The following is a 23,346-nucleotide window of genomic DNA, read 5'->3' as shown; positions in this document are numbered from 1 at the left end:
AAGACTAAAGATTACCTTCATCTTCCTCATCCTCATTCACCCGATCCCGCAATTCCTTCCCCGGCTTGAAATGAGGCACAAACTTCCCATCCAGACTCACAGACTGCCCGGTCTTAGGATTCCGCCCTACCCGCGGCGCGCGGTAGTGCAGCGAAAAGCTCCCAAACCCACGGATCTCAATCCGATCCCCGGTCGCCAGGCACTGGGACATTTGCTCGAGCATGGTCTTGATAGCCAGCTCTACATCCTTGGATGAGAGCAGCCCTTGATGGGTGACAATTCGTTCGATCAACTCCGACTTCGTCATATTTTTCCCTTCTTTTTCAAGCAGCTAGGAAAAGCGCTTCGAAGGTTTTAGCATGACTTGATGAATTTGAACAGCCCATGCATAAACTTATCTGTGGACTGAATAAACACCTGTTGCGGATGGACCTCGCACTCAATTGCAGATCACCAACATCGTCCGCGTTACCGCGCCGGCGGGGTTCCAGCCGAATGGATAGTCGCCCTCTTCGTCCGTGGCGTCACTGGACTTGGTGATGACCTTGTAACCCTGCATCTTGCACTCTCTAGCCGCGCGTTTGTCGCACTTGCTCCAGTTGTTGCCCAGGCCCGAGCAATCGATCTCGATGCCGCTGACACCTCGCTTGGCGTGGGTCTTGGCGCTGGTGGTGGAGCAGCCTGCAAGTACCAGCACTGCGGTTAGTACGATAAGCCTGTTCATTCAAATCCTTATTGAAGCAACAACGCGAGAACTGTTTTTTTAAGACTATAGTCAGTTCTGACACTGAGCTGTGCATCTTGGTTCTCGGTGTTGATTCAACGAATTTCAGGCGCAAAAAAGGGCGACCGAAGTCGCCCTTTTTCTAGGGTCTGACAGAACTTAGTTCTGTTTTTCCATTTGTGCACGCAACAGGTCGCCCAGAGTGGTAGGACCAGCAGCGATGCTATCCGAAGGCTTGTCTTTCAAGCTTTGGATGGCTTCTTTCTCTTCAGCATCGTCTTTCGACTTGATGGAGAGCTGGATTACGCGGCTCTTGCGGTCAACGCTGATGATCTTGGCTTCTACTTCCTGGCCTTCTTTCAGAACGTTGCGCGCGTCTTCAACGCGGTCACGGCTGATTTCGGAGGCTTTCAGAGTCGCTTCGATATCGTCGGCCAGAGTGATGATGGCGCCTTTAGCGTCAACTTCTTTCACGATGCCTTTAACGATTGCGCCTTTGTCGTTGTCCTGAACGTATTCAGAGAACGGGTCGCTTTCCAGTTGCTTGATGCCCAGGGAGATGCGCTCACGCTCTGGGTCAACCGACAGGATAACGGTGTCCAGCTCGTCGCCCTTCTTGAAACGACGAACAGCTTCTTCGCCCACTTCGTTCCAGGAGATGTCGGACAGGTGAACCAGGCCGTCGATGCCGCCGTCCAGACCAATGAAGATACCGAAATCGGTGATCGACTTGATGGTGCCGGAGATTTTATCGCCCTTGTTGAACTGGCCAGAGAAATCTTCCCATGGGTTAGATTTGCACTGCTTGATGCCGAGGGAGATACGACGACGCTCTTCGTCGATGTCCAGAACCATAACTTCCACTTCGTCGCCGACTTGTACGACTTTCGAAGGGTGGATGTTTTTGTTGGTCCAGTCCATTTCGGAAACGTGTACCAGGCCTTCCACGCCTTCTTCCAGCTCAGCGAAGCAGCCGTAGTCGGTCAGGTTGGTAACACGCGCGGTAACGCGAGTGCTTTCTGGGTAACGGGCTTTGATAGCGACCCATGGATCTTCACCCAGTTGCTTCAGGCCCAGGGAAACACGGTTGCGTTCGCGATCGTATTTCAGAACCTTGACATCGATCTCGTCGCCAACGTTGACGATTTCGGAAGGATGCTTGATACGCTTCCAAGCCATGTCGGTAATGTGCAGCAGGCCATCGACGCCACCCAGATCGACGAATGCGCCGTAATCGGTGAGGTTCTTGACGATACCTTTGACTTGTTGGCCTTCCTGCAGGGATTCCAGCAGAGCTTCACGCTCGGCGGAGTTCTCTGCTTCCAGGACGCTGCGACGGGAAACGACAACGTTGTTGCGTTTCTGGTCGAGTTTGATGACCTTGAATTCGAGTTCTTTGCCTTCCAGGTGCGTGGTGTCGCGCACAGGACGAACGTCGACCAAAGAACCTGGCAGGAACGCACGGATGCCGTTAACGTCGACAGTGAAGCCGCCTTTAACCTTACCGTTGATAACGCCCTTGACCACTTCTTCAGCTGCGAAGGCTGCTTCGAGAACAATCCAGCATTCAGCGCGCTTGGCTTTTTCACGGGACAGCTTGGTTTCACCGAAACCGTCTTCAACCGAGTCCAGAGCAACGTGAACTTCGTCACCGACATTGATTGTCAGATCGCCAGCATCGTTGTAGAACTGTTCCAGCGGGATCAGAGCTTCAGACTTCAGACCAGCGTGAACGGTTACCCAGCGAGCTTGGTAATCGATATCAACGATAACACCGGTGATGATGGAGCCTGCCTGAAGGTTCAGGGTTTTTAGGCTTTCTTCAAAGAGTTCCGCAAAGCTTTCGCTCATTTTAATTCCTGTTGATAAGGGCGAAGAATACGCCCATCTCCACACCCCAGACGGTGTGGGTCAGTTTCAATTAAAAGAAGCACCACAGGACTATGACTGGTCCCCTGCGGCCTTCTTGGTCACCCGGCGATATCGCGAATAGCGATCTCGCTCATGATGCGTTCCAGCACCTGCTCGATGGACAACTCCGTGGAATCCAGCTGTATCGCATCAGCCGCCGGCTTTAGCGGGGCTACTGCGCGCTGGGTATCACGCTCATCGCGTGCACGGATCTCATCTAGCAGACTCGACAGACTAACACCATCGACTTTGCCCTTCAACTGCAAGTAACGGCGGCGAGCCCGCTCCTCGGCACTGGCGGTCAGGAAAATCTTTAACGGCGCCTCTGGAAATACCACGGTGCCCATGTCGCGGCCATCGGCCACCAGGCCCGGCGGTTCCTGAAACGCCCGCTGACGCTGCAGCAAAGCGTCACGCACCGCAGGCAGCGCGGCGACCTGGGACGCCCAGGAGCCGACTTGTTCGTTGCGCAGATCATCGGTCACATCATCGCCTTCGAGGATGATGCGCTGGGGATGACCTTCCGTCGCGCCGACGAACTGCACATCCAAATGTGCGGCCAGCAGCTTCAGGGATTCTTCGTTGGTCAGGTCGACGCCATGGTTGCGAGCGGCAAACGCCAACAGGCGGTAAAGCGCGCCGGAATCCAGCAGGCACCAACCCAGGCGTTTGGCCAGGATGCCGGCTATCGTGCCTTTGCCCGAACCGCTTGGCCCGTCGATGGTAATCACCGGTGCTTTGATATTCACAATTGAGCCTCTTGGGCAACACGGATGCCGACTTGGGCACACAGTGTAAGAAAATTCGGAAAAGACGTAGCAACATTGGCGCAGTCGCGGATACGAATCGGCGCCGCCGCCCTTAGGGAAGCCACACTGAACGCCATGGCAATCCGGTGATCGCCATGGGCATGCACTTCGCCCCCCCCCATCAGGCCACCGTCAATGATAATCCCATCGGGGGTCGGTTCACACTTCACCCCCAGCGCCAATAGACCATCGGCCATCACCTGGATACGGTCAGACTCCTTCACGCGCAGCGCCTCAGCTCCGCGCAACACCGTGCGCCCCTCGGCACAGGCCGCCGCGACGAACAGCACCGGAAACTCATCGATTGCCAACGGCACCAGCGCGTCGGGAATCTCGATCCCCTTCAGCGCCGCCGCGCGCACCCGCAGGTCCGCGACAGGCTCACCGCCGACTTCGCGCAGGTTTTCCAGCGTTATATCTGCGCCCATCAGCCGCAGGATGTCGATCACGCCGGTACGCGTCGGATTGACACCGACATGCTCCAGCAACAACTCGGAGCCCTCGGCAATCGACGCAGCCACTAGGAAGAACGCAGAAGAAGAGATATCCCCCGGCACTTCTATATGGGTAGCCGTCAACGAATGCCCCGACTCAACCGAAGCCGTCGCGCCCTGCACCGCCACCGGATAACCAAAGCCGCGCAACATACGTTCGGTGTGGTCACGGGTCGGTGCCGGCTCGGTCACCGCGGTCTTGCCCTCGGCATACAAACCCGCCAACAACAGGCAGGATTTGACCTGGGCGCTGGCCATCGGCATGTCATACGCCACGCCCTTCAACGACTGGCCACCACGGATGGTCAGCGGCGGACGCCCTTCCGGCCCAGTCTCGATCACCGCGCCCATTTCCCGCAGCGGCTTGGCCACGCGACTCATCGGGCGCTTGGACAGGGACGCGTCGCCCGTCAGCACGCTGTCAAAGCGCTGCGCTGCCAGCAAGCCGGACAGCAGGCGCATGGAGGTGCCAGAGTTACCGAGGTAAATCGACCCCGGCGCCGGCTTCAAGCCATGTAAACCCACGCCATGAATGATCACACGCCCATGGTGCGGGCCTTCAATCACCACGCCCATGTCGCGAAACGCCTGCAAGGTCGCCAGGGCGTCTTCGCCCTCGAGAAAACCCTCGACCTCGGTCACACCTTCAGCCAACGAACCGAGCATGATCGACCGATGGGAGATCGACTTGTCGCCCGGCACCCGAATGCTTCCGCTCAAGCGGCCGCCCGGGTTGGCGAGAAAGGTCAGTTCATCAGCGCTCACAGCGGTTTCCATATAGGCCCGGCGAGCCAGGATCTTGCTGAAATGCTCACGCGCCACCCGTGCACGGGTGAACACGCCCAATAATTGATGGCCGTCCCCCGCGTCGACCGCATCACGCAAGGCGTCGAGGTCACTGCGGAAGGTGTCCAGGGTGCGCAACACCGCTTCGCGATTGGCAAGGAAGATGTCGTGCCACATCACCGGGTCGCTGCCGGCAATCCGCGTGAAGTCACGGAAGCCGCCGGCGGCATAACGGAATATCTCGAGGTTCTCGTTGCGCTTGGCCAGGGAGTCCACCAGGCCAAATGCCAACAAATGCGGCAAGTGACTGGTCGCCGCCAGCACCTCGTCGTGACGCTCAACCTGCATGTGCTCGACATCCGCGCCCAACTCACGCCACAGACGATCCACCACCGCCAATGCAGCGGGGTCGGTTTGCTTCAGCGGTGTGAGGATGACTTTGTGGCGACGGAACAGCTGCGCATTCGACGCCTCTACCCCACTCTGCTCGGAACCGGCAATCGGATGGCCCGGCACGAACCGCGCCGGCATGCCGCCAAACGCCTGTTGCGCCGCACGCACCACATTGCCCTTGGCACTGCCGACGTCCGTCAGGATCGCCTGGCCGAGGTCCATGCCGGCCAACACGCCGAGCAATTTCTCCATGGCCAGGATTGGCACCGCGAGCTGGATCACGTCAGCGCCACGGCACGCAAGCGCCAGGTCCGCTTCACAGCGATCCACCACCCCCAACTCAACCGCCAACTGACGCGATTTGGGGTCAAGGTCCACACCAACTACTTCGCCACACAGCCCGCTTTCACGCAGGCCTTTGGCGAAGGAGCCGCCGATCAAGCCCAGACCGACCACCACCAGGCGACCGATCATAGGCACAGCAGGTTGCAATGCGGTGACATCAACCACGGGCCAGAACCTTGGCCAGCGCTTCCAGGAAGCGGCTGTTTTCAGCCGGCAAACCGATGGTGATACGCAGGTGATTCGGCATGCCGTAGTTGGCCACCGGACGCACGATCACGCCTTCGCGCAACAAACCCTGGAACACCGGGGCAGCCACTTGGCCAAGGTCGACACAGATGAAGTTGCCCTTGGACGGAATCCAGCCCAGGCCCATCTCACGAAAGCCTGCCTGCAATTGCAGCATGCCGCTTTCGTTGACGCGACGGCTCTCTTCCAGGTACTCGGTATCCTTAACCGCCGCACAGGCCGCGGCCAGCGCGAGGCTGTTGACGTTGAACGGTTGGCGTACGCGGTTCAGCACATCGGCAACCACCGCAGTGGACAGACCGTAGCCGACCCGCAACGACGCCAGGCCATAGGCCTTGGAGAACGTGCGCGATACCAGCAGGTTCGGGTAGGCCGCCAGAAAGTCCAGGCCGTCCGGCAAGTCGCTGCCTTCGGCGTATTCGATGTAGGCTTCGTCCAGCACCACCAGTACGTGCTCAGGCACGTCTTGCAGGAAGTCGTTCAGCGCTTGAGCATCAAACCAGGTACCGGTCGGGTTGTTCGGGTTGGCAATAAACACCACGCGGGTCTGGGCGTCGATGGCCGCCAACATGGCCGGCAGGTCGTGGCCCCAGTCCTTCGCAGGAATGATGCGCGCATCCGCGCCAACAGCCTGCGTGACAATTGGATACACCGCGAACGCGTGCTCGCTGAACACCGCATTCAGGCCCGGCGCCAGGTAGGCACGGCCGACCAGCTCGAGAATGTCATTGGAACCGTTGCCCAACGTCACCTGGTTCAGCTCGACGCGGCACTTCTGCGCCAGCAGCGACTTCAGAGCAAAGCCATTGCCGTCGGGATAACGCGTCAGCTCGGCCAGCTCTTCGCGAATCGCCGCGAGCACGTTAGGGCTCGGGCCCAGCGGATTTTCGTTACTCGCCAATTTGACGATTTTGGAAGGATCCAGATTCAACTCACGCGCCAACTCGTCCACAGGCTTGCCCGGAACGTAAGGCGACAGTTGTTGCACGCCCGGCTGAGCCAGGGCGAGAAAGTTGCCACTCATGTTAACGCCTCACAAAACCGCTTTCGGGTAAGAGCCCAGCACCTTGAGTGCCACGGCTTCCTGACTGATTTTCTCGAGCACGCCCTTGACCAGTGGGTCGCGGTGATGGCCGATGAAGTCGATAAAGAACACGTAAGTCCATTTACCGCTGCGCGAAGGACGAGTCTCGATGCGCGTCAGGTCAATCCCGTTGTCGTGGAACGGCACCAGCAGCTCATGCAGCGCGCCGGGCTTGTTGCTCATGGAGACGATGATCGAGGTCTTGTCGTCGCCGGTCGGCGGCACTTCCTGGCTGCCAATCATCAGGAAACGCGTGGAGTTGTCCGGGCGGTCCTCGATTTTTTCGGCCAGGCGCGTCAGGCCATACAGGCCCGCCGCCATATCACCGGCGATGGCCGCCGAGTTCCACTCACCCTTGACCCGCTTGGCGGCTTCGGCGTTGCTGGAGACTGCCACGCGCTCAACATTCGGGTAATGCGCGTCCAGCCACTTGCGGCACTGCGCCAGGGACTGGGCGTGAGAATAGATGCGGCTGATACTGTCGGTCTTGGTGCTCTCGCCCACCAGCAGATGGTGGTGGATACGCAGCTCGACTTCGCCGCAGATCACCATGTCGTGCTCGAGGAAGCTGTCCAGGGTGTGGTTGACCGCGCCTTCGGTGGAGTTTTCCACCGGGACCACGCCAAAATTCACCGCACCGGCCGCCACTTCACGGAACACTTCGTCGATCGCAGCCATCGGCTTGCTGATCACCGCGTGGCCGAAGTGTTTCATGGCCGCCGCTTGCGTGAAGGTGCCTTCCGGGCCGAGGTACGCCACTTTCAGCGGTTGCTCCAGCGCCAGGCATGACGACATGATTTCACGGAACAACCGCGCCATCTCTTCATTGCCCAACGGGCCCTTGTTGCGCTCCATCACACGCTTGAGCACCTGGGCTTCACGCTCAGGCCGGTAGAACACCGGCACTTCGCCTTCTGCCAGGGACGCCATTTTCACCCGTGCCACTTCCTGCGCGCACCGCGCGCGCTCACTGATCAGCTCCAGGACTTTCTCGTCCAGGCTGTCAATGCGTACACGCAGGGCCTTGAGTTCTTGCTCAGACATTAGCCGTGTTCCTTTTCGAACGCTGCCATGTAGGCAACCAGCGCGTTGATCGCGTTGATGTCGACAGCGTTGTAGATGGAGGCGCGCATGCCACCGACCGAACGGTGGCCCTTGAGGTTCAGCAGGCCGCGCTCGTCGGCACCGGCCAGGAACGGTTTGTCCAGACGGTCGTCCGCCAGGCGGAACGGCACGTTCATCCACGAGCGATCAGTGAGGTTGATCGGATTGCTGTAGAGGCCGCTGGCGTCGATGAAGTCGTACAGGGTGCGCTTCTTCTCTTCGTTGCGCTTGCCCATGGCAGCCACACCGCCCTGCTCTTTCAGCCATTCGAAAACCAGGCCCGACAGGTACCAGGCGAACGCTGGCGGGGTGTTGTACATCGAGCCATTATCCGCCGCGACCTTGTAGTTGAGCATGGTCGGGCACAGCGAACGGGCACGGCCGAGCAGGTCTTCGCGGATGATGTTGACCACGATGCCGCTCGGGCCGATGTTCTTCTGCGCGCCGGCGTAGATCATGCCGTACTTGGACACATCGATCGGGCGCGAGAGGATGTCCGAAGACATGTCGCACACCAGCGGCACGTCACCCACTTCCGGCACCCAGTCGAACTCCAGGCCGCCGATGGTCTCGTTCTGCACGTAGTGCACGTAGGCAGCGTCCTTCGACAGCTTCCACTCGTTCTGACCGGGAATCGCGAAGTAGTCGTAGGGCTTGGCGGTGCCCGCCACATTGACGTGACCGTAACGCGAGGCCTCTTCAATCGCCTTCTGGCCCCAGATACCGGTGTCGATATAGTCGGCCGTGCCGCCTTCCGGCAGCAGGTTCAGCGGGATCTGGGCGAATTGCTGGCTGGCGCCGCCTTGCAGGAACAGCACTTTGTAGTCGGATGGGATGCCCAGCAAGTCGCGCAGGTCCTGCTCGGCCTTGGTGGCGATGGACACGAACTCATCGCTGCGATGGCTCATTTCCATCACGGAGAGGCCTTTTCCATGCCAGTCGAGGAGTTCACCCTGCGCACGCTGCAGGACTGCTTCAGGAAGCGCCGCGGGACCGGCACAGAAGTTATAGGCTCTCTTGCTCACATCCAATCTCACTCTGATCTGGTGGTAGTCACGCAAACATATCAGGCGACACCCGATCCAATGTGGGAGCGGGCTTGCTCGCGAAAGCGATCTAACAGCCGACATTTGTAGTGAATGTCAGTCCGCCTTCGCGAGCAAGCCCGCTCCCACAAGGAATCTGCTTGGGTATCAACATTTCCATCCGGACAAACAACAAGGGGGCGAATCTTCATCCGCCCCCTGTGTGTCCGCTTATTCCTGCGGCTCTTCTTCGTCTGCGGCTGCATCGAGGGTTGGCTCGTCGACGTTGTCATCGCCGGCTGCGATCACCTCGCCATCGAAGCCTTCACCTTCAAGCTCGTCGCCTTCCAGCTCTTCGCCTTCCACTTCCGACGGTTCCTGGACACGCTCCAGGCCGACCAGTTTTTCGTCCTTGGCCAGCTTGATCAAGGTCACGCCCTGGGTGTTACGGCCCAGGCTCGACACTTCAGCCACACGGGTACGTACCAGGGTGCCCTGGTCGGAAATCAGCATGATTTCCTCGCCATCGAGCACCTGGACTGCGCCGACCAGACGGCCGTTGCGGTCGTTGCTGACCATGGCAATCACGCCTTGGCCGCCACGCTTGTACTCCGGGAACTCGCTGATAGCGGTACGCTTGCCATAACCACGCTCGGAAGCGGTGAGGATCTGGCTGCCTTCTTCCGGGATCAGCATCGAAATCAGCTTCTGCCCTTCCGGCAGGCGCATGCCGCGCACACCGCGAGCGGTACGGCCCATGGCGCGAACGTCGGATTCCTTGAAGCGCGTTACTTTACCGCCGTCGGAGAACAGCATGACTTCACGCTCACCATCGGTGATGGCCGCGGAGATCAGTACGTCGCCTTCATCCAGCTCCAGGGCGATCAGGCCCACGCTGCGTTGACGGCTGAAGGATTCCAGCGGGGTCTTCTTCACGGTGCCCTTGGCGGTCGCCATGAAGATGAAGTGACCTTCGGTGTATTCCTCGACCGGCAGCATGGTGCTGATGTATTCATCACTGTCCAGCGGCAGCAGGTTGACCAGTGGGCGACCACGGGCGGCGCGGGAGGCTTCCGGAATTTCGTAGGTTTTCAGCCAGTACACTTTGCCTTTGCTGGAGAACAGCAACAGCGTGGTGTGACTGTTGGCGACCAGCAGGTGAGCGATGTAGTCCTCATCCTTGACGCCGGTAGCCGACTTACCTTTACCACCACGACGCTGGGCCTGGTACGCAGCCAATGGCTGGGTTTTGGCGTAGCCACTGTGGGAGATGGTCACGACGCGCTCTTCTTCCGGGATCATGTCACCCAGGGTCAGGTCGAGGCGCGCATCGAGGATCTCGGTGCGGCGCACATCACCGTATTCGGCGCGGATCACTTCCAGCTCTTCGCGGATCACTTCCATCAGGCGCACGGCGCTGTTGAGGATGCGGATCAGCTCGCCGATCTGGTTGAGAATCTCCTGGTACTCGGCCAGCAGCTTCTCGTGCTCCAGACCGGTCAGGCGATGCAGGCGCAGTTCGAGGATGGCCTGGGCCTGTTCCGGCGACAGGAAATACTTGCCGTCGCGCAGACCGTATTGCGGGTCCAGGGTCTCAGGGCGGCACGAATCGGCGCCGGCACGCTCAACCATCGCCACTACGGCGCTGGATTCCCACGGCATCTTGATCAGTGCTTCTTTAGCTTCCGACGGGGTCGGCGAGGCTTTGATCAGGGCGATGACCGGGTCGATGTTCGACAGCGCAACAGCCTGGCCTTCCAGGATGTGGCCGCGCTCGCGGGCCTTGCGCAGTTCGAATACGGTACGGCGGGTAACGACTTCGCGGCGGTGACGGACAAACGCTTCCAGCAGATCCTTGAGGTTCAGGATGCGCGGGCGGCCGTCGATCAGTGCAACTACGTTGATACCAAATACGCTTTGCAGCTGGGTCTGGGCGTAAAGGTTGTTGAGGATCACCTCAGGCACTTCGCCACGACGCAGCTCGATCACTACGCGCATACCGTCTTTGTCGGACTCGTCGCGCAGTTCGGTGATGCCTTCAAGCTTCTTCTCTTTGACCAGCTCGGCGATCTTCTCGATCAGACGCGCCTTGTTCAGCTGGTACGGGAGTTCGGTGATGACGATCTGCTGGCGGCCACCGACTTTGTCGATGTCTTCGATCATCGAGCGGGCGCGCATGTAAATGCGGCCGCGACCGGTGCGGTAGGCTTCGATGATGCCGGCGCGACCGTTAATGATCGCGGCGGTCGGGAAGTCCGGACCGGGGATGTATTGCATCAGCTCATCGACGGTCAACTCAGGGTTGTCGATAAGCGCCAGGCAACCGTCGATGACTTCACCGAGGTTGTGCGGCGGGATATTGGTGGCCATGCCCACGGCAATACCGCTGGAACCGTTGACCAGCAGGTTGGGAATACGGGTTGGCATGACCGCCGGGATCATTTCGGTGCCGTCGTAGTTCGGCACCCAGTCCACGGTTTCTTTATGCAGGTCGGCCAGCAGCTCGTGCGCCAGCTTGGTCATGCGCACTTCGGTGTATCGCATGGCCGCGGCGTTGTCGCCGTCGACCGAACCGAAGTTACCCTGGCCGTCTACCAGCAGGTAGCGCAGGGAAAACGGCTGGGCCATCCGAACGATGGTGTCGTACACCGCAGTGTCGCCGTGAGGGTGATACTTACCGATCACGTCACCGACAACACGGGCAGATTTCTTGTACGGCTTGTTCCAGTCGTTACCCAGCTCGCTCATCGCGAACAGCACACGCCGGTGCACGGGCTTCAAGCCATCGCGCGCATCAGGCAGTGCCCGACCGACAATTACGCTCATCGCGTAGTCGAGGTAGGACTGTTTCAGCTCGTCTTCGATATTGACCGGGAGGATTTCTTTGGCCAGTTCGCCCATGAGAAGCCTGATTCCTTTTTCGGGTGAAACCTCGTCACATCCATATGGGACGAACGAAGCTCGCCGCTGCCGGCAGAGTGCCTGACAACGACTTACGACAAATCAACGAGTTATGACACGGATCTGCACGTTATAGGCCACCCCTTGGGGCAGCCCTGGAAACCGCCGGATGTTATCACAATCGCCGCCACGCACCTATCCCCCTGATGCGCATGGAGCATAGTAAGTTGACGGATGACAGGCTTGAGGGGGACGAGAGGGGCTCAGAAGTGGGGTGGTGCTATTTTTCGAGCGTGGATCCAAGGATTTTATTGACTTAAATGGCCAATCGCAGGCAAGCCAGCTCCCACACGTAGATCTGTGACCATTATCCAAGGTGGGAGCTGGCTTGCCTGCGATAGCAATCGGACAGGCGCCAAAGCCCTCAATGCAACCGCTTACGGCACATCAACCTGGCCAATTTGGCCGTATCCGGCCGCTCAACGACGCCTTTCTCGGTCACGATCACATCGATCAGATCAGCCGGCGTCACATCAAACACCGGGTTATAAGCTGTCACATCGGCCGCGAAACGCTGGCCCGCAACTTCCAGCAGCTCACCCGCATCACGCTCTTCCAGCGCAACGTCATCGCCAGTGGCCATCATCCTGTCCAGCGTCGAACTCGGCGCCACCACCATAAAACGCACGCCATGATGCATCGCGCACACCGCCAGCTGGTAGGTGCCGATCTTGCCGATCACATCACCATTGGCGGCGATGCAGTCGGCACCGACGATTACCCATGTCACGCCTTTGGTCTTCAGGATATGTGCACCGGCCGAGTCGGCATTCACCGTCACCGGGATGCCCTCGCCCGCCAGTTCCCAGGCGGTCAGGCGCGAGCCTTGCAGCCAGGGCCGGGTTTCATTGGCGTAAACCTGTTCGACCATGCCTTCCAGATAGGCCGCACGAATCACGCCAAGGGCCGTACCGACACCACCGGTCGCCAGGGCGCCAGCGTTGCCATGGGTGAGGATTGCCTGGGCATTGCCCTGGTGCTTGCGGATCAGCTCAACGCCCAGTTGGGCCATGGTCAGGTTGGCTTCGCGGTCGCTTTCGTGGATCGCAATCGCCTCGGCTTCCAGCACCGCCAGCGGATCGGCGTGCTTCTTGACGCGGTCCAGGCGGTCGCGCATGCGCTTCAGTGCCCAGAACAGATTCGACGCGGTCGATCGGGTATCGGCTAACAATGCGTAGTCTTCTTCCCATGCGGCCTGCCAATCACCGCCTTCGGCGATCCGCTCGCGGGCCGCCAGCACCAAGCCATACGCAGCACTGATACCAATAGCCGGCGCACCGCGTACCACCATCGAACGAATGGCTGCAGCCACCTCATCGACCGTAACGCAGGCCACCCAGCTTTCCCGGGACGGCAAGGCACGCTGGTCGAGCAGGTACAGCGCGCCATCACGCCAATTGATGGCCTTCACTTTCTCCGCTGCCAACAGTCGATCGCGCATCCCTTACTCCGCACTCATGAACAAAGCCGCCGATTATAGCGATCCGCCAGCCAGGACGCTCGGGTATACTTCGCCCTTCTTTTATAGCTGCCTGGGAAGAAGCCTGCGATGACCGCCACTGCCGCCCCGCTCGACTTGTTGTTGCTGCCAACCTGGCTGGTACCTGTCGAACCTGCCGGCGTGGTGTTCAAGGAGCATGGTCTGGGCATCCGCGATGGGCGCATTGCCTTTATCGGGCCACGGGCCGCGGCCTTGAAGCTTTCGGCCGTTGAGGTGCGCGAACTGCCGGGCATGCTGCTCAGCCCCGGCCTGATCAACGCCCACGGGCATGCGGCGATGAGCCTGTTTCGCGGCCTGGCCGACGATTTGCCACTGATGACCTGGCTGGAAAAACACATCTGGCCCGCCGAAGCCAAGTGGGTCGATGAAGCCTTCGTACGTGATGGCACCGACCTGGCCATCGCCGAACAGCTCAAAGGTGGCATTACCTGCTTTTCCGACATGTACTTCTACCCCAAGGTCGCCAGTGACTGCGTGCACAACAGCGGCATGCGCGCGCAGATCGCGATTCCGATCCTCGACTTCCCGATCCCCGGCGCCAGCACCGCCGATGAGGCGATCCGCCAGGGTGTCGAGCTGTTCGGCGACCTCAAGCACCACCCGCGCATCAAAATCACCTTCGGCCCGCACGCGCCCTACACGGTGTGCGACGACAACCTGGAAAAAATCCGGGTAATCGCCGAGGAGCTGGATGCAGCGATTCATATGCATGTTCACGAAACCGCCTTTGAAGTGCAGCAAGCGGTTGAGCAGACCGGCGAGCGCCCCCTGGCACGCCTGGGTCGACTCGGCCTGCTGGGCCCGCGCTTCCAGGCCGTTCATATGACCCAAATCAGCGAGGACGACTTGGCTTTGCTGGTAGAAAGCAACACCAGCGTCATCCATTGCCCGGAATCGAACCTGAAACTGGCCAGCGGCTTTTGCCCGGTGGAGCGGTTATGGCAGGCTGGCGTCAATGTGGCCATCGGCACCGATGGCGCCGCCAGCAACAATGACCTCGACCTGCTGGGCGAAACCCGCACCGCCGCGATGCTGGCCAAGGCCGTCGCCGGTTCAGCCACCGCGCTGGATGCCCACCGTGCCCTGCGCATGGCGACGCTCAATGGCGCGCGGGCCATGGGCCTGGAAAGCGAGATTGGCTCGCTGGAAGTGGGCAAGGCGGCGGATATGGTCGCCTTCGATCTGTCGGGGCTGACGCAACAACCGATCTACGATCCGGTCTCACAACTTATATATGCCACCGGACGCGATTGTGTGAAACACCTTTGGGTCGCCGGCAAGCAGTTGCTCGACGACCGGCAATTGACCTGCATGGATGAACAACAATTGACCGCCACGGCCATTGCCTGGGGCCAACGCATCAGCGGGCACAGCGAATAACGCCGGTTTTGAACCCTGACGTTCAGAAACGGCCAACCGATTTATCAGATTTAGAGGATTCACCATGAGCAACGTCGACCACGCCGAAATCGCCAAATTCGAAGCCCTGGCTCACCGCTGGTGGGACCGCGAGAGCGAGTTCAAACCCCTGCACGACATCAACCCGCTGCGCGTCAACTGGATTGACGAGCGCGTCAACCTGGCCGGCAAGAAGGTTCTGGATGTAGGTTGCGGCGGCGGCATCCTCAGCGAAGCCATGGCGCAGCGCGGCGCGACCGTGATGGGCATCGACATGGGCGAAGCCCCATTGGCCGTGGCCCAGCTGCACCAGCTGGAATCCGGCGTCAACGTCGAATACCGTCAGATCACCGCCGAAGACCTGGCCGAAGAAATGCCCGAGCAGTTCGACGTGGTCACCTGTCTCGAGATGCTCGAGCACGTGCCGGACCCGTCCTCGGTGATCCGCGCGTGCTTCCGTATGGTCAAGCCAGGCGGCCAGGTGTTTTTCTCCACCATCAACCGCAACCCCAAGGCCTACCTGTTCGCGATCATCGGCGCGGAATACATCATGAAGCTGCTGCCGCGGGGCACCCATGACTTCAAGAAATTCATCCGCCCGTCCGAGCTGGGTGCCTGGAGCCGCCAGGCCGGGCTGACCGTCAAGGACATCATCGGCCTGACCTACAACCCGCTGACCAAGCACTACAAGCTGGCCAGCGACGTGGACGTCAACTACATGATCCAGACCCTGCGCGAGGAGTAAGCCTGTGAAGTTGCGAGCGGTTCTCTTCGATATGGACGGTACCTTGCTGGACACTGCGCCGGACTTTATCGCCATCTGCCAGGCCATGCGCGCCGACCGCGGCCTGGCGCCGATCAACGACCAGCACATCCGCGATGAAATCTCCGGCGGTGCGCGAGCGATGGTCGCCGTGACCTTTTCCATGGACCCGGAATCCCCAGGTTTTGAAGAATTGCGCTTGGAGTTCCTCGATCGCTACGTCAAGGGCTGCGCGATCCATAGCAAACTGTTCGATGGCATGGCCGAGTTGCTCGAAGACATTGAGAAGGCCCATCTGATCTGGGGCGTGGTCACCAACAAGCCGCTGCGCTTTGCCGAGCCGATCATGCAGCAACTGGGCCTGGCCGAGCGTTCGGCCCTGCTGATCTGCCCGGACCATGTGAAACACAGCAAGCCGGACCCGGAGCCGATGATCCTGGCGTGCAAGATGCTCGGCCTGGACCCGGCCAGCGTGTTGTTCGTGGGCGATGACCTGCGCGATATCGAATCCGGCCGTGATGCCGGCACCCGCACGGCGGCGGTCACTTACGGCTACATCCACCCGGACGACAACCCGCGTCATTGGGGCGCCGATGTCGTGGTGGATCACCCGCTGGAGCTGCGCAAGGTGCTGGATAACGCGCTGTGCAGTTGCTGATTGTTTGCCGCCCCTGCAAACACTGAAGCCAGCTCCCACAGGAATTGGATTCCACATTGAGAGCTGTATCACCTTGAATTCTGTCGAGGCTATTTATGTTTGATTACTCCGCACGTCCAGAACTGCTCAAAGGCCGGATAATCCTGGTGACCGGTGCCGGTCGCGGGATTGGCGCGGCGGCGGCAAAAACCTACGCCGCCCATGGCGCGACCGTGCTGCTGCTGGGCAAGACCGAGGCCAACCTGGCCCAGGTCTACGACGAAATCGAAGCCGCGGGCCACCCGCAACCGGTGGTGATTCCGTTCAACCTGGAGACTGCCCTGCCCCATCAATACGATGAGCTGGCCGCGATGATCGAGAACGAATTCGGCCACCTCGACGGCCTGCTGCACAACGCGTCGATCATCGGCCCACGCACGCCGATCGAGCAGTTGTCCGGTGAGAATTTCATGCGCGTGATGCACGTGAACGTCAACGCGATGTTCATGCTGACCAGCACCCTACTGCCGCTGCTGAAGCTGTCCCAGGATGCGTCGGTGGTGTTCACCTCCAGCAGCGTCGGGCGTAAAGGCCGGGCGTATTGGGGGGCTTACGGTGTGTCGAAGTTTGCCACTGAGGGCCTGATGCAGACCTTGGCCGACGAGCTCGAAGACGTGGCGGCGGTACGCGCTAACAGCATCAACCCGGGCGGTACGCGCACCAGCATGCGGGCCCAGGCGTATCCGGGGGAAAACCCGTTGGAACGGCCTGCGCCGGAAGAGATCATGCCGGTGTATTTGTACCTGATGGGGCCGGACAGTGCGGGGATCAATGGGCAGGCGTTTGACGCGCAATAATATCTGACACAACACAGAACCAAATGTGGGAGCGGCGGTGCGACCGCCGCTCCCACATTGGTATTGCAGCGCTCTTTAGTTTTTCACCACCTCTTCGAGAGTGAAGCGGCCCAGCGGGTTTTGCAGGAAGTTGCTCACATTTTTGCGTGAGATGTTGATGTACGGGCTGTAGTACAAGTCGATCCAGTTCACGTCCTGTTTCGCCAGTTTCTGCAGTTCGACATACATCTGCTCACGCTTGGCCGGGTCGGCCTCGATCCGCGCGGCCGCCACCAACTCCTTGACCTTGTCGTTCTTGTAACGGGTCATGTAGTTCTGGTTGGTGTCATGGCCCAGTACGAAGGTGGTCTTCTGGTCCGGGTCGAGGATGTCGTTGGTCCAGTACATCACCGAAATATCGTATTCCCCGTCCACCAGCATCTGCCAGCTTTGGGTCGGGTCGACCTTTTGCAGGTTGGCGGTCACGCCGACCTTGGCCAGCTGGTCCTTGATGATCACCGCAATCTGCTCGTCGGCTTCGTTGCCAGCGTTGACCACGTAGTTAAGCTTCAAGTCCTTGGCACCCGCAGCCTCCAGCAGCTTCTTGGCGGCCGTCGGGTCATACGGGCGTTGCAAGTTGTTGGCGTAGTGGAACAGCGAGCCCTTCGGGATGTATGAATAGGCCACGGTGCCTTGACCGTAAGTGGCGGCTTTCACCAGCGATTGTTTATCAATGGCCATGTCCAGCGCCTCGCGTACTTCCTGCTTGGCCAGCAGGCCGTGAGCGTGGTTGATCAACAGGTGATCTTCGCGGGTGGACGGGTCGGAGTGGATCACCACGTTCTTGTCTTTCTTCAGCTCTTCAACCCGCGAGAACGGTACGAAGATCGCTGTGTCCAGCTCGTCGTTCTGCACCATGCGCATGCGTGTATTGTCGTCGGTGACGGAGACCCACTCCACGCCATCGAGGCTGACGTTCTTGGCCTGCCAGAAGTTCGGGTTCTTTTTCAGGATGACGCGATCACCCTTGCGCCACTCGTCTACGGTAAACGCGCCGGACGTCACCGGGTTTTCCGAGTAGGCGTCTTCACCCATTTTGGTCATGGCCTTTTCCGACAGGATCGACACCGTCGGCGACGCCAGTTGCGAGAGAAAAGCGACAGCCGGCGTCTTGAGGGTGACCACCAGGGTTTTCGGATCGGCCGCCTTGGCGGTGTTGATCAAGTTGAACGGATCAGCCCACAGCGAGGCTTTGTTGTCGCGGATACGCAACAGGCTGAACGCCGCATCCTCAGCGGTAATCGGCGAGCCATCCGAGAACTTCGCGTCGCGCAGCTTGAAGGTGTAGGTCAGGCCATCCTTGGAAATATCCCAGCTTTCTGCCAACCCCGGCTCCATCTTGGTGCCCAGGTTATCGACGCGCACCAGGGTGTCGTAGACGTTGGCGAATACCCACGTGTCGCGGTTTTGCGCGCTTTTGATCGGGTCGAACGTGGTGCTGTCCTCGCGGCAGCCGATGGTCAGGACGCCGGCGGCGTGTGCCAACCCAGCAGTCAGGGACCAAGCGGTCAACGTAGCGGCGGCGAGCAACTTCAAGTGGCGCGTTTGCATATCACAACTCCTTGTTAATGAATGGCAGGTAAGGGTCAAAGCAAAGGTTCTTCAAGCACGCAACTGTATCGATGCTCGTGCAGGAAATGCGTTGGCGGCAACACCTCGGAACACATGGCTCGAGCGTGCCGGCAACGCGGGTGAAAGGCGCAACCGGTAGGCAAATTCAGCGGGCTGGGTGGCTCACCCGGCAAGGGCTCCGTAGGCAACGGCCGATGCGGATCAATCTCTGGAATCGCCTGGATCAAGGCCGCCGTGTAAGGATGCCGTGGCGAAGTGAAGACCGCTTCCACCGGTCCTTCCTCGACAATCTTGCCCAGGTACATCACCGCCACGCGGTTGCACAGGCGCCGCACGATGGCCAGGTCATGGGCGATAAACAGGATCGCCAGGTTCATACGCTGTTGCAGTTCCAGCAGCAGGTTGATGATCTGGCCCTGGATCGACACGTCCAGCGCCGCCACGCATTCATCGGCGATGATCAGCCGTGGCTCTACCGCCAATGCCCGGGCAATGCCGACGCGCTGGCATTGGCCGCCACTGAGGGAGCCGGGTCTGCGGCTGGCGAGTTCGGGGCGCAGCCCGACCAGGTCGAGCAGCTCGTTGACGCGAGCGGGGATCTGATCCGGCGCCACCTTGCGCTGCACGCGCAACACTTCGGCGATGGTTTCACCGATGGTGTGGCGTGGATTCAGTGCGGCGTACGGGTCCTGGAAGATCATCGCGGTTTCATGGCGCAGGCGAGTGATATCGATGGCGCTGCCGTGGGCCATGTCGATGCCGTCAAACAACACCTGTCCGGCGCTGATCGGGTTGAGGTGCAACACCGCCCGGCCCAAGGTGCTCTTGCCGCTGCCGGACTCACCGACCAACCCCAGGGTTTCACCCGCCGCCAGGTCCAGCGACACGCCGTTCACCGCCCTCACCCACTGCTTGTTCAGGCCGAACAACCCCGTGCCGGACGCGGCAAACTTCACCTCAAGGTCCTTGATCTGCAACAGGCTCATGGGTGCGCTCCCAAAGGGTAATGACAGGCGACTCGCGCGCCTTCCGGCAGCACCTCGGTGCACAAGGCGCCGACCTGCGGGCAACGCGGGTTGAACCGGCAGCCGGCGGGCAAGGCGTCCAGCAACGGCGGCTGCCCGGGAATCGTGCGCAGCAAGGCGTGGCCGCTGCTGTGGGCGGGCTGGCAGTCGATCAGGCCAGCGGTGTACGGGTGTTGCGGATGCGCCAGCAGTTCGTATTTGCTGCCGTGTTCGCACAGGCGCCCGGCGTACATCACGGCGATGGCGTCGCAGGTTTGCGCAACCACGCCGAGGTCGTGAGTGATCATGATGATCGACAGACCGCGTTTATCACGCAGCTCCAGCAGCAACCGCAGGATTTGCGCCTGCACCGTTACATCCAGGGCCGTGGTCGGCTCGTCGGCAATCAGCACTTTCGGGTTGCAGCCCAGCGCCACCGCGATCATCGCGCGCTGGCGCATGCCGCCGGAAAACTCGTGGGGGTAGTTGTCGACCCGCGCTTGGGGATCGGGGATGCCAACCTGGCGCAACACCTCGATGGCTTGCAGCCGCGCGTCTTTTTTCGACACGCCTTGGTGCAGGCGAATGCCCTCGGCAATCTGCTCGCCGATACGCATCAGCGGGTCGAGGTGGCTGCTGGGGTTCTGGAAGATCATGCCCAGTTGGCCGCCGCGCACGGCACGCATGCCGGCGTCATCGAGTGGCAGCAGATCCTGGCCGGCCAACCGAACCGCGCCACCTTGCACGCGCAGCGCAGGCGACGGCAACAGGCGCATCAGGCCGCGACACGCCATGGTCTTGCCTGAGCCACTCTCCCCGACCAGGCCGAGGATTTCACCTTCAGCCAGGTCGAAGGACACACGGTCGACCAGGGTTACATCACGCCCGGTATTGTTGGCAATCACGCTGAGGTCGCGTACTTGCAGCAGGCTCATGAGCGATCCCCCAGCACTTGCGCCACGCCATCAGCCAGCAAGCTGAAGCCCATGGCCAGCGTCACGATGGCCAGCCCCGGAAAGGTGCAGATCCACCAAGCGGTTGTGATAAAGGCTTGCCCCTCGGCCACCATCGTTCCCCATTCGGCGGTCGGCGGTTGAACGCCCAGGCCCAGGTAGCTCACAGCGGCGCCATTAAGCAGTACCAGCACCGCGTCAGACATGGAAAACACAATCGAGCCGAACATCGCATTCGGCAGCAGATGCCGGAACAGAATCCGCCCGTGACCAAAGCCCAGGCTCTTGGCGGCCAGGGCGAAGTCGCTCTCCTTGAGCACCAGGATCTGCGAGCGGATCAGCCGCGCGTAAGACACCCAACCCACCAGCGCCATGGCGATATAGAAGCTCTTCAAGCCCGGACCGAGGATGGCCATGATTGCCAGCATCAGCACCAGGAAGGGGAATGCCAGAATCACATCGATCAGGCGCATGCAGAAGCTGTCGAAACGCCCACCGATATAGCCTGAAACCGCGCCGACAAAGGTGCCGATCAGGAACGGGAAGATCACCCCAACGATCGCCAGTTGCAAATCGATGCGCGCGCCCCAGATCACCCTCGAAAGAATGTCTCGACCATAGTTGTCCGTGCCGAATGGATGGGCAAGGTTTGGGCCGAGCAAACTGAAGTCCGTGTTTTGCGCAATCGGGTCATAAGGCGCGATCCACGGCGCAAACAGCGCCAGCGCCAACCACAGCAGCAGAATCAACAAACCCCAGGCAGCGGTCAGCCGGCCGTTGCGAAAACCAAACCGCAGACGCAAACGCCATGGCGCAATCAAGGGGCGAGTGCTCATTGCATCTTCACCCGTGGGTCGAGGGCGACAGTGGCCACGTCAGCCAGGAAGTTGACCACCACGGTCGCGCACGCCAGCACCATGGCCACGCCCTGCACGACCATGTAGTCGCGCGTGAAGATCCCGCGCACCAGCAACTGGCCGATGCCGGGGATGGCAAACAGGCTTTCGATCACCACCGTGCCGCTGATCAACCAACCGATATTCACCGCCAGCAGGTTGACGGCCGGTACCAGCGAATTGGGCAGCACATGGCGGCGAAACACCGCAGCTTCCGACAACCCGCGCGCCCGGGCGGCGGTGACGTGGTCGGCTTGCAACTCCATCAACATGCTCGCCCGCAGGTTGCGCACCAGCACCGCCGACAGGGCCAGGGCGATCGTCAGGCACGGCAGAACCATGTGGTGCGCCTTGTCCAGCCAGGTCCGCCCGTAACCCGATACAGGAAACAGCCCCCACTGCACACTCAGCAACAAGATCAACATCAAGCCCAGCCAGAACGCCGGCATGCCCAGGCCGACCGTCGTGAACACGCGGATCAGCTTATCCGCCCAGCCACCTTTGTTACGCGCGGCCACGGTGGCCAGCGGCACCGCGATCAGCAGCGCCAGCACCACGCTGCCGAGCACCAGCACCAGCGTCGGCTCGATGCGCGTGACGATCAGCTTGAGCGCGTCGACCTTGTACAGCAGCGATTGACCGAGGTCGCCCTTGAGCAGGTTTTTCAGGAAGTAGAAATATTGCAGCCACACAGGTTGGTCGAGGCCGAACTGGGCGCGGATTTTCAGCAAGGCGTCGGGCGTGCTGCGCGAACCCAGCAGCGCGCGCGCCGGGTCGCCGGGGATCGAGCGCACCAGCACAAAGGTGATCAGGCTGATGCCAAACAGCACCGGCAGCAATTGCAGCGGCCGGGACAGCACAAAACGATAACGTGCCAGGTTCATCCGTCAGCCTCGGTGACGCGTGAGGAAGTCCAGCAACACCGGGAAATACGCCTGGGGTTCCTCATAAAAGGGCATATGGCTGCTGTTGGGAAATACGTGCAATTCGGCGTGTTTGGCCGCCATCTTCATGCGCAGGGCGCAGGCCGGGGTGAGTTCGTCGTGCTGGCCGGTGGTGATCAGCATGGGCATCTTGAACGCGGCCATCTCAGGGATGCGGTTCCAATCCTTGAGGTTGCCGATGTAGAGGAATTCGTTGGGGCCCTGCATGGTTTCGTAGGGGCCCATGTTCCAGTCGTCGAGGGAACGCTTGACCGGCGCGGGCCATTCGTCGAGACGGCACACGTGGCGATAGTTGAGCAAGGTGATCGCGGCCTGGTACTGCGGGTGGTCGAGGGTGCCCATGGCTTCATGGCGTTGCATCATCGCCACGGTTTCGCTGCCAAGGGCGCCGCGCAGGCGTTCCAGTTCCTGGGACAGGTGTGGAATGTCACCCACGGTGTTTTCGAGGATCAGGCTTTTCAGCACATCGGGGTAATGGATGGCGTATTCGATACCGAGCCAGCCGCCCCATGAATGCCCGAGCAAATGCACGCGGCCCAGGCCCAGTGCCTGGCGCACGGTTTCGACTTCTTCGACATAACGGCCGATTTCCCACAGCGAAACGTCGGTCGGTCTGGCTGATGCGCCCGTGCCAAGCTGGTCGAATGCAACCACTCGCAGGTTATGGTCTTTGAGCCAGCCATGGGCGTCGCGCAAGTAGTCACACGGCAGGCCGGGCCCGCCGTTGAGGCACAACAGCACCTCATCGCCTTCGCCGAAGCTGTAGACCACGAGGTCATGGCCGTCGACTTGCACGTTGTACTGCTGGTCGGGGGCAATTTCACGCCACATGCATACATTCCTTGTGTTGTGTCGGCCTGGCAGGTAGCGGCCGTTTATCAGGCCAACACTACCGAGGAT

The 23,346-nt window shown here is 60.5% G+C and carries 20 protein-coding genes; 4 read left to right on the top strand and 16 right to left on the bottom strand.

Annotated features, from left to right (window positions below):
* Positions 1 to 4: 4 nt before the first annotated feature.
* The 10 genes from ihfB to mtnA all read right to left on the bottom strand — a co-directional run bounded on the left by ihfB (position 5) and on the right by mtnA (position 13,323).
* Positions 5 to 307, bottom strand: a complete 303-nt coding sequence (gene ihfB, locus AACY52_RS04065; protein WP_220074490.1) for an integration host factor subunit beta — start codon at positions 305 to 307, stop codon at positions 5 to 7.
* Between the two features lie 132 nt (positions 308 to 439).
* A complete protein-coding gene (locus AACY52_RS04060) occupies positions 440 to 724 on the bottom strand; it encodes a hypothetical protein (protein ID WP_339497164.1) in 285 nt (94 codons plus the stop codon).
* Between the two features lie 159 nt (positions 725 to 883).
* Complete coding sequence (gene rpsA, locus AACY52_RS04055) at positions 884 to 2,575, bottom strand: 30S ribosomal protein S1 (RefSeq protein ID WP_012722933.1); 1,692 nt, start codon at positions 2,573 to 2,575, stop codon at positions 884 to 886.
* A gap of 119 nt (positions 2,576 to 2,694) precedes the next feature.
* Positions 2,695 to 3,384 (bottom strand): (d)CMP kinase, encoded by a 690-nt coding sequence (cmk, locus tag AACY52_RS04050; RefSeq protein WP_012722932.1) that lies wholly within the window; start codon positions 3,382 to 3,384, stop codon positions 2,695 to 2,697.
* Positions 3,381 to 5,591, bottom strand: a complete 2,211-nt coding sequence (locus AACY52_RS04045) for a bifunctional prephenate dehydrogenase/3-phosphoshikimate 1-carboxyvinyltransferase (RefSeq protein WP_339560331.1) — start codon at positions 5,589 to 5,591, stop codon at positions 3,381 to 3,383. Before AACY52_RS04045 ends, cmk begins: the two co-directional genes overlap by 4 nt.
* Positions 5,592 to 5,619: 28 nt before the next feature.
* Complete coding sequence (hisC, locus tag AACY52_RS04040) at positions 5,620 to 6,732, bottom strand: histidinol-phosphate transaminase (protein WP_339560270.1); 1,113 nt, start codon at positions 6,730 to 6,732, stop codon at positions 5,620 to 5,622.
* Between the two features lie 9 nt (positions 6,733 to 6,741).
* A complete protein-coding gene (pheA, locus tag AACY52_RS04035; protein WP_053132458.1) occupies positions 6,742 to 7,836 on the bottom strand; it encodes a prephenate dehydratase in 1,095 nt (364 codons plus the stop codon).
* Positions 7,836 to 8,921 (bottom strand): 3-phosphoserine/phosphohydroxythreonine transaminase, encoded by a 1,086-nt coding sequence (gene serC / locus AACY52_RS04030; RefSeq protein WP_339414823.1) that lies wholly within the window; start codon positions 8,919 to 8,921, stop codon positions 7,836 to 7,838. Before serC ends, pheA begins: the two co-directional genes overlap by 1 nt.
* 231 nt (positions 8,922 to 9,152) lie before the next feature.
* Entirely contained in the window at positions 9,153 to 11,822 is a 2,670-nt protein-coding gene (gyrA, locus tag AACY52_RS04025) for a DNA gyrase subunit A (protein ID WP_339414824.1), read from the bottom strand.
* A 424-nt stretch (positions 11,823 to 12,246) separates the two neighbouring features.
* Positions 12,247 to 13,323, bottom strand: a complete 1,077-nt coding sequence (gene mtnA / locus AACY52_RS04020) for an S-methyl-5-thioribose-1-phosphate isomerase (protein WP_339497163.1) — start codon at positions 13,321 to 13,323, stop codon at positions 12,247 to 12,249.
* 108 nt (positions 13,324 to 13,431) lie between these two features.
* On the opposite strand from mtnA, the gene AACY52_RS04015 reads away from it, so the two are divergent.
* The 4 genes from AACY52_RS04015 to AACY52_RS04000 all read left to right on the top strand — a co-directional run bounded on the left by AACY52_RS04015 (position 13,432) and on the right by AACY52_RS04000 (position 17,038).
* Positions 13,432 to 14,763: a TRZ/ATZ family hydrolase gene (locus tag AACY52_RS04015; protein WP_339437162.1), complete on the top strand. Its 1,332-nt coding sequence runs from the start codon at positions 13,432 to 13,434 to the stop codon at positions 14,761 to 14,763.
* A 64-nt stretch (positions 14,764 to 14,827) separates the two neighbouring features.
* Positions 14,828 to 15,526 (top strand): bifunctional 2-polyprenyl-6-hydroxyphenol methylase/3-demethylubiquinol 3-O-methyltransferase UbiG, encoded by a 699-nt coding sequence (gene ubiG / locus AACY52_RS04010; protein WP_017734479.1) that lies wholly within the window; start codon positions 14,828 to 14,830, stop codon positions 15,524 to 15,526.
* 4 nt (positions 15,527 to 15,530) lie between these two features.
* Positions 15,531 to 16,202 (top strand): N-acetylmuramic acid 6-phosphate phosphatase MupP, encoded by a 672-nt coding sequence (gene mupP, locus AACY52_RS04005; RefSeq protein ID WP_339414827.1) that lies wholly within the window; start codon positions 15,531 to 15,533, stop codon positions 16,200 to 16,202.
* A gap of 95 nt (positions 16,203 to 16,297) precedes the next feature.
* Positions 16,298 to 17,038, top strand: coding sequence for a YciK family oxidoreductase (locus AACY52_RS04000; protein ID WP_339437161.1), 741 nt, complete (start codon positions 16,298 to 16,300; stop codon positions 17,036 to 17,038).
* A gap of 75 nt (positions 17,039 to 17,113) precedes the next feature.
* Here the strand turns inward: AACY52_RS04000 and AACY52_RS03995 are convergent, their stop codons facing one another.
* Genes AACY52_RS03995 through AACY52_RS03970 form a run of 6 tightly spaced genes read right to left on the bottom strand, consistent with a single transcriptional unit; the run spans position 17,114 to position 23,277 of the window.
* The gene (locus AACY52_RS03995; protein ID WP_339414829.1) at positions 17,114 to 18,628 is read right to left on the bottom strand and encodes an ABC transporter substrate-binding protein; all 1,515 of its coding nucleotides are present in this window, start codon (positions 18,626 to 18,628) and stop codon (positions 17,114 to 17,116) included.
* Between the two features lie 35 nt (positions 18,629 to 18,663).
* Positions 18,664 to 19,635, bottom strand: coding sequence for an ABC transporter ATP-binding protein (locus tag AACY52_RS03990; protein ID WP_339414830.1), 972 nt, complete (start codon positions 19,633 to 19,635; stop codon positions 18,664 to 18,666).
* Positions 19,632 to 20,588, bottom strand: coding sequence for an ABC transporter ATP-binding protein (locus AACY52_RS03985; protein ID WP_339414831.1), 957 nt, complete (start codon positions 20,586 to 20,588; stop codon positions 19,632 to 19,634). Before AACY52_RS03985 ends, AACY52_RS03990 begins: the two co-directional genes overlap by 4 nt.
* Positions 20,585 to 21,442: an ABC transporter permease gene (locus tag AACY52_RS03980; RefSeq protein ID WP_339414832.1), complete on the bottom strand. Its 858-nt coding sequence runs from the start codon at positions 21,440 to 21,442 to the stop codon at positions 20,585 to 20,587. The genes AACY52_RS03985 and AACY52_RS03980 overlap by 4 nt, the downstream gene beginning before the upstream one ends.
* Entirely contained in the window at positions 21,439 to 22,386 is a 948-nt protein-coding gene (locus tag AACY52_RS03975; protein WP_339428399.1) for an ABC transporter permease, read from the bottom strand. The genes AACY52_RS03980 and AACY52_RS03975 overlap by 4 nt, the downstream gene beginning before the upstream one ends.
* Positions 22,387 to 22,389: 3 nt before the next feature.
* Positions 22,390 to 23,277 (bottom strand): proline iminopeptidase-family hydrolase, encoded by an 888-nt coding sequence (locus AACY52_RS03970; RefSeq protein WP_339414834.1) that lies wholly within the window; start codon positions 23,275 to 23,277, stop codon positions 22,390 to 22,392.
* Between the last annotated feature and the right edge of the window lie 69 nt (positions 23,278 to 23,346).

It is taken from the genome of Pseudomonas sp. EA_65y_Pfl1_P113 (assembly GCF_963970525.1).
Classification (GTDB): Bacteria; Pseudomonadota; Gammaproteobacteria; order Pseudomonadales; family Pseudomonadaceae; genus Aquipseudomonas; species Aquipseudomonas tritici.
Note: the sequence above shows the minus strand (reverse complement) of the source record. Positions and strands in the feature narration are given on the sequence as shown.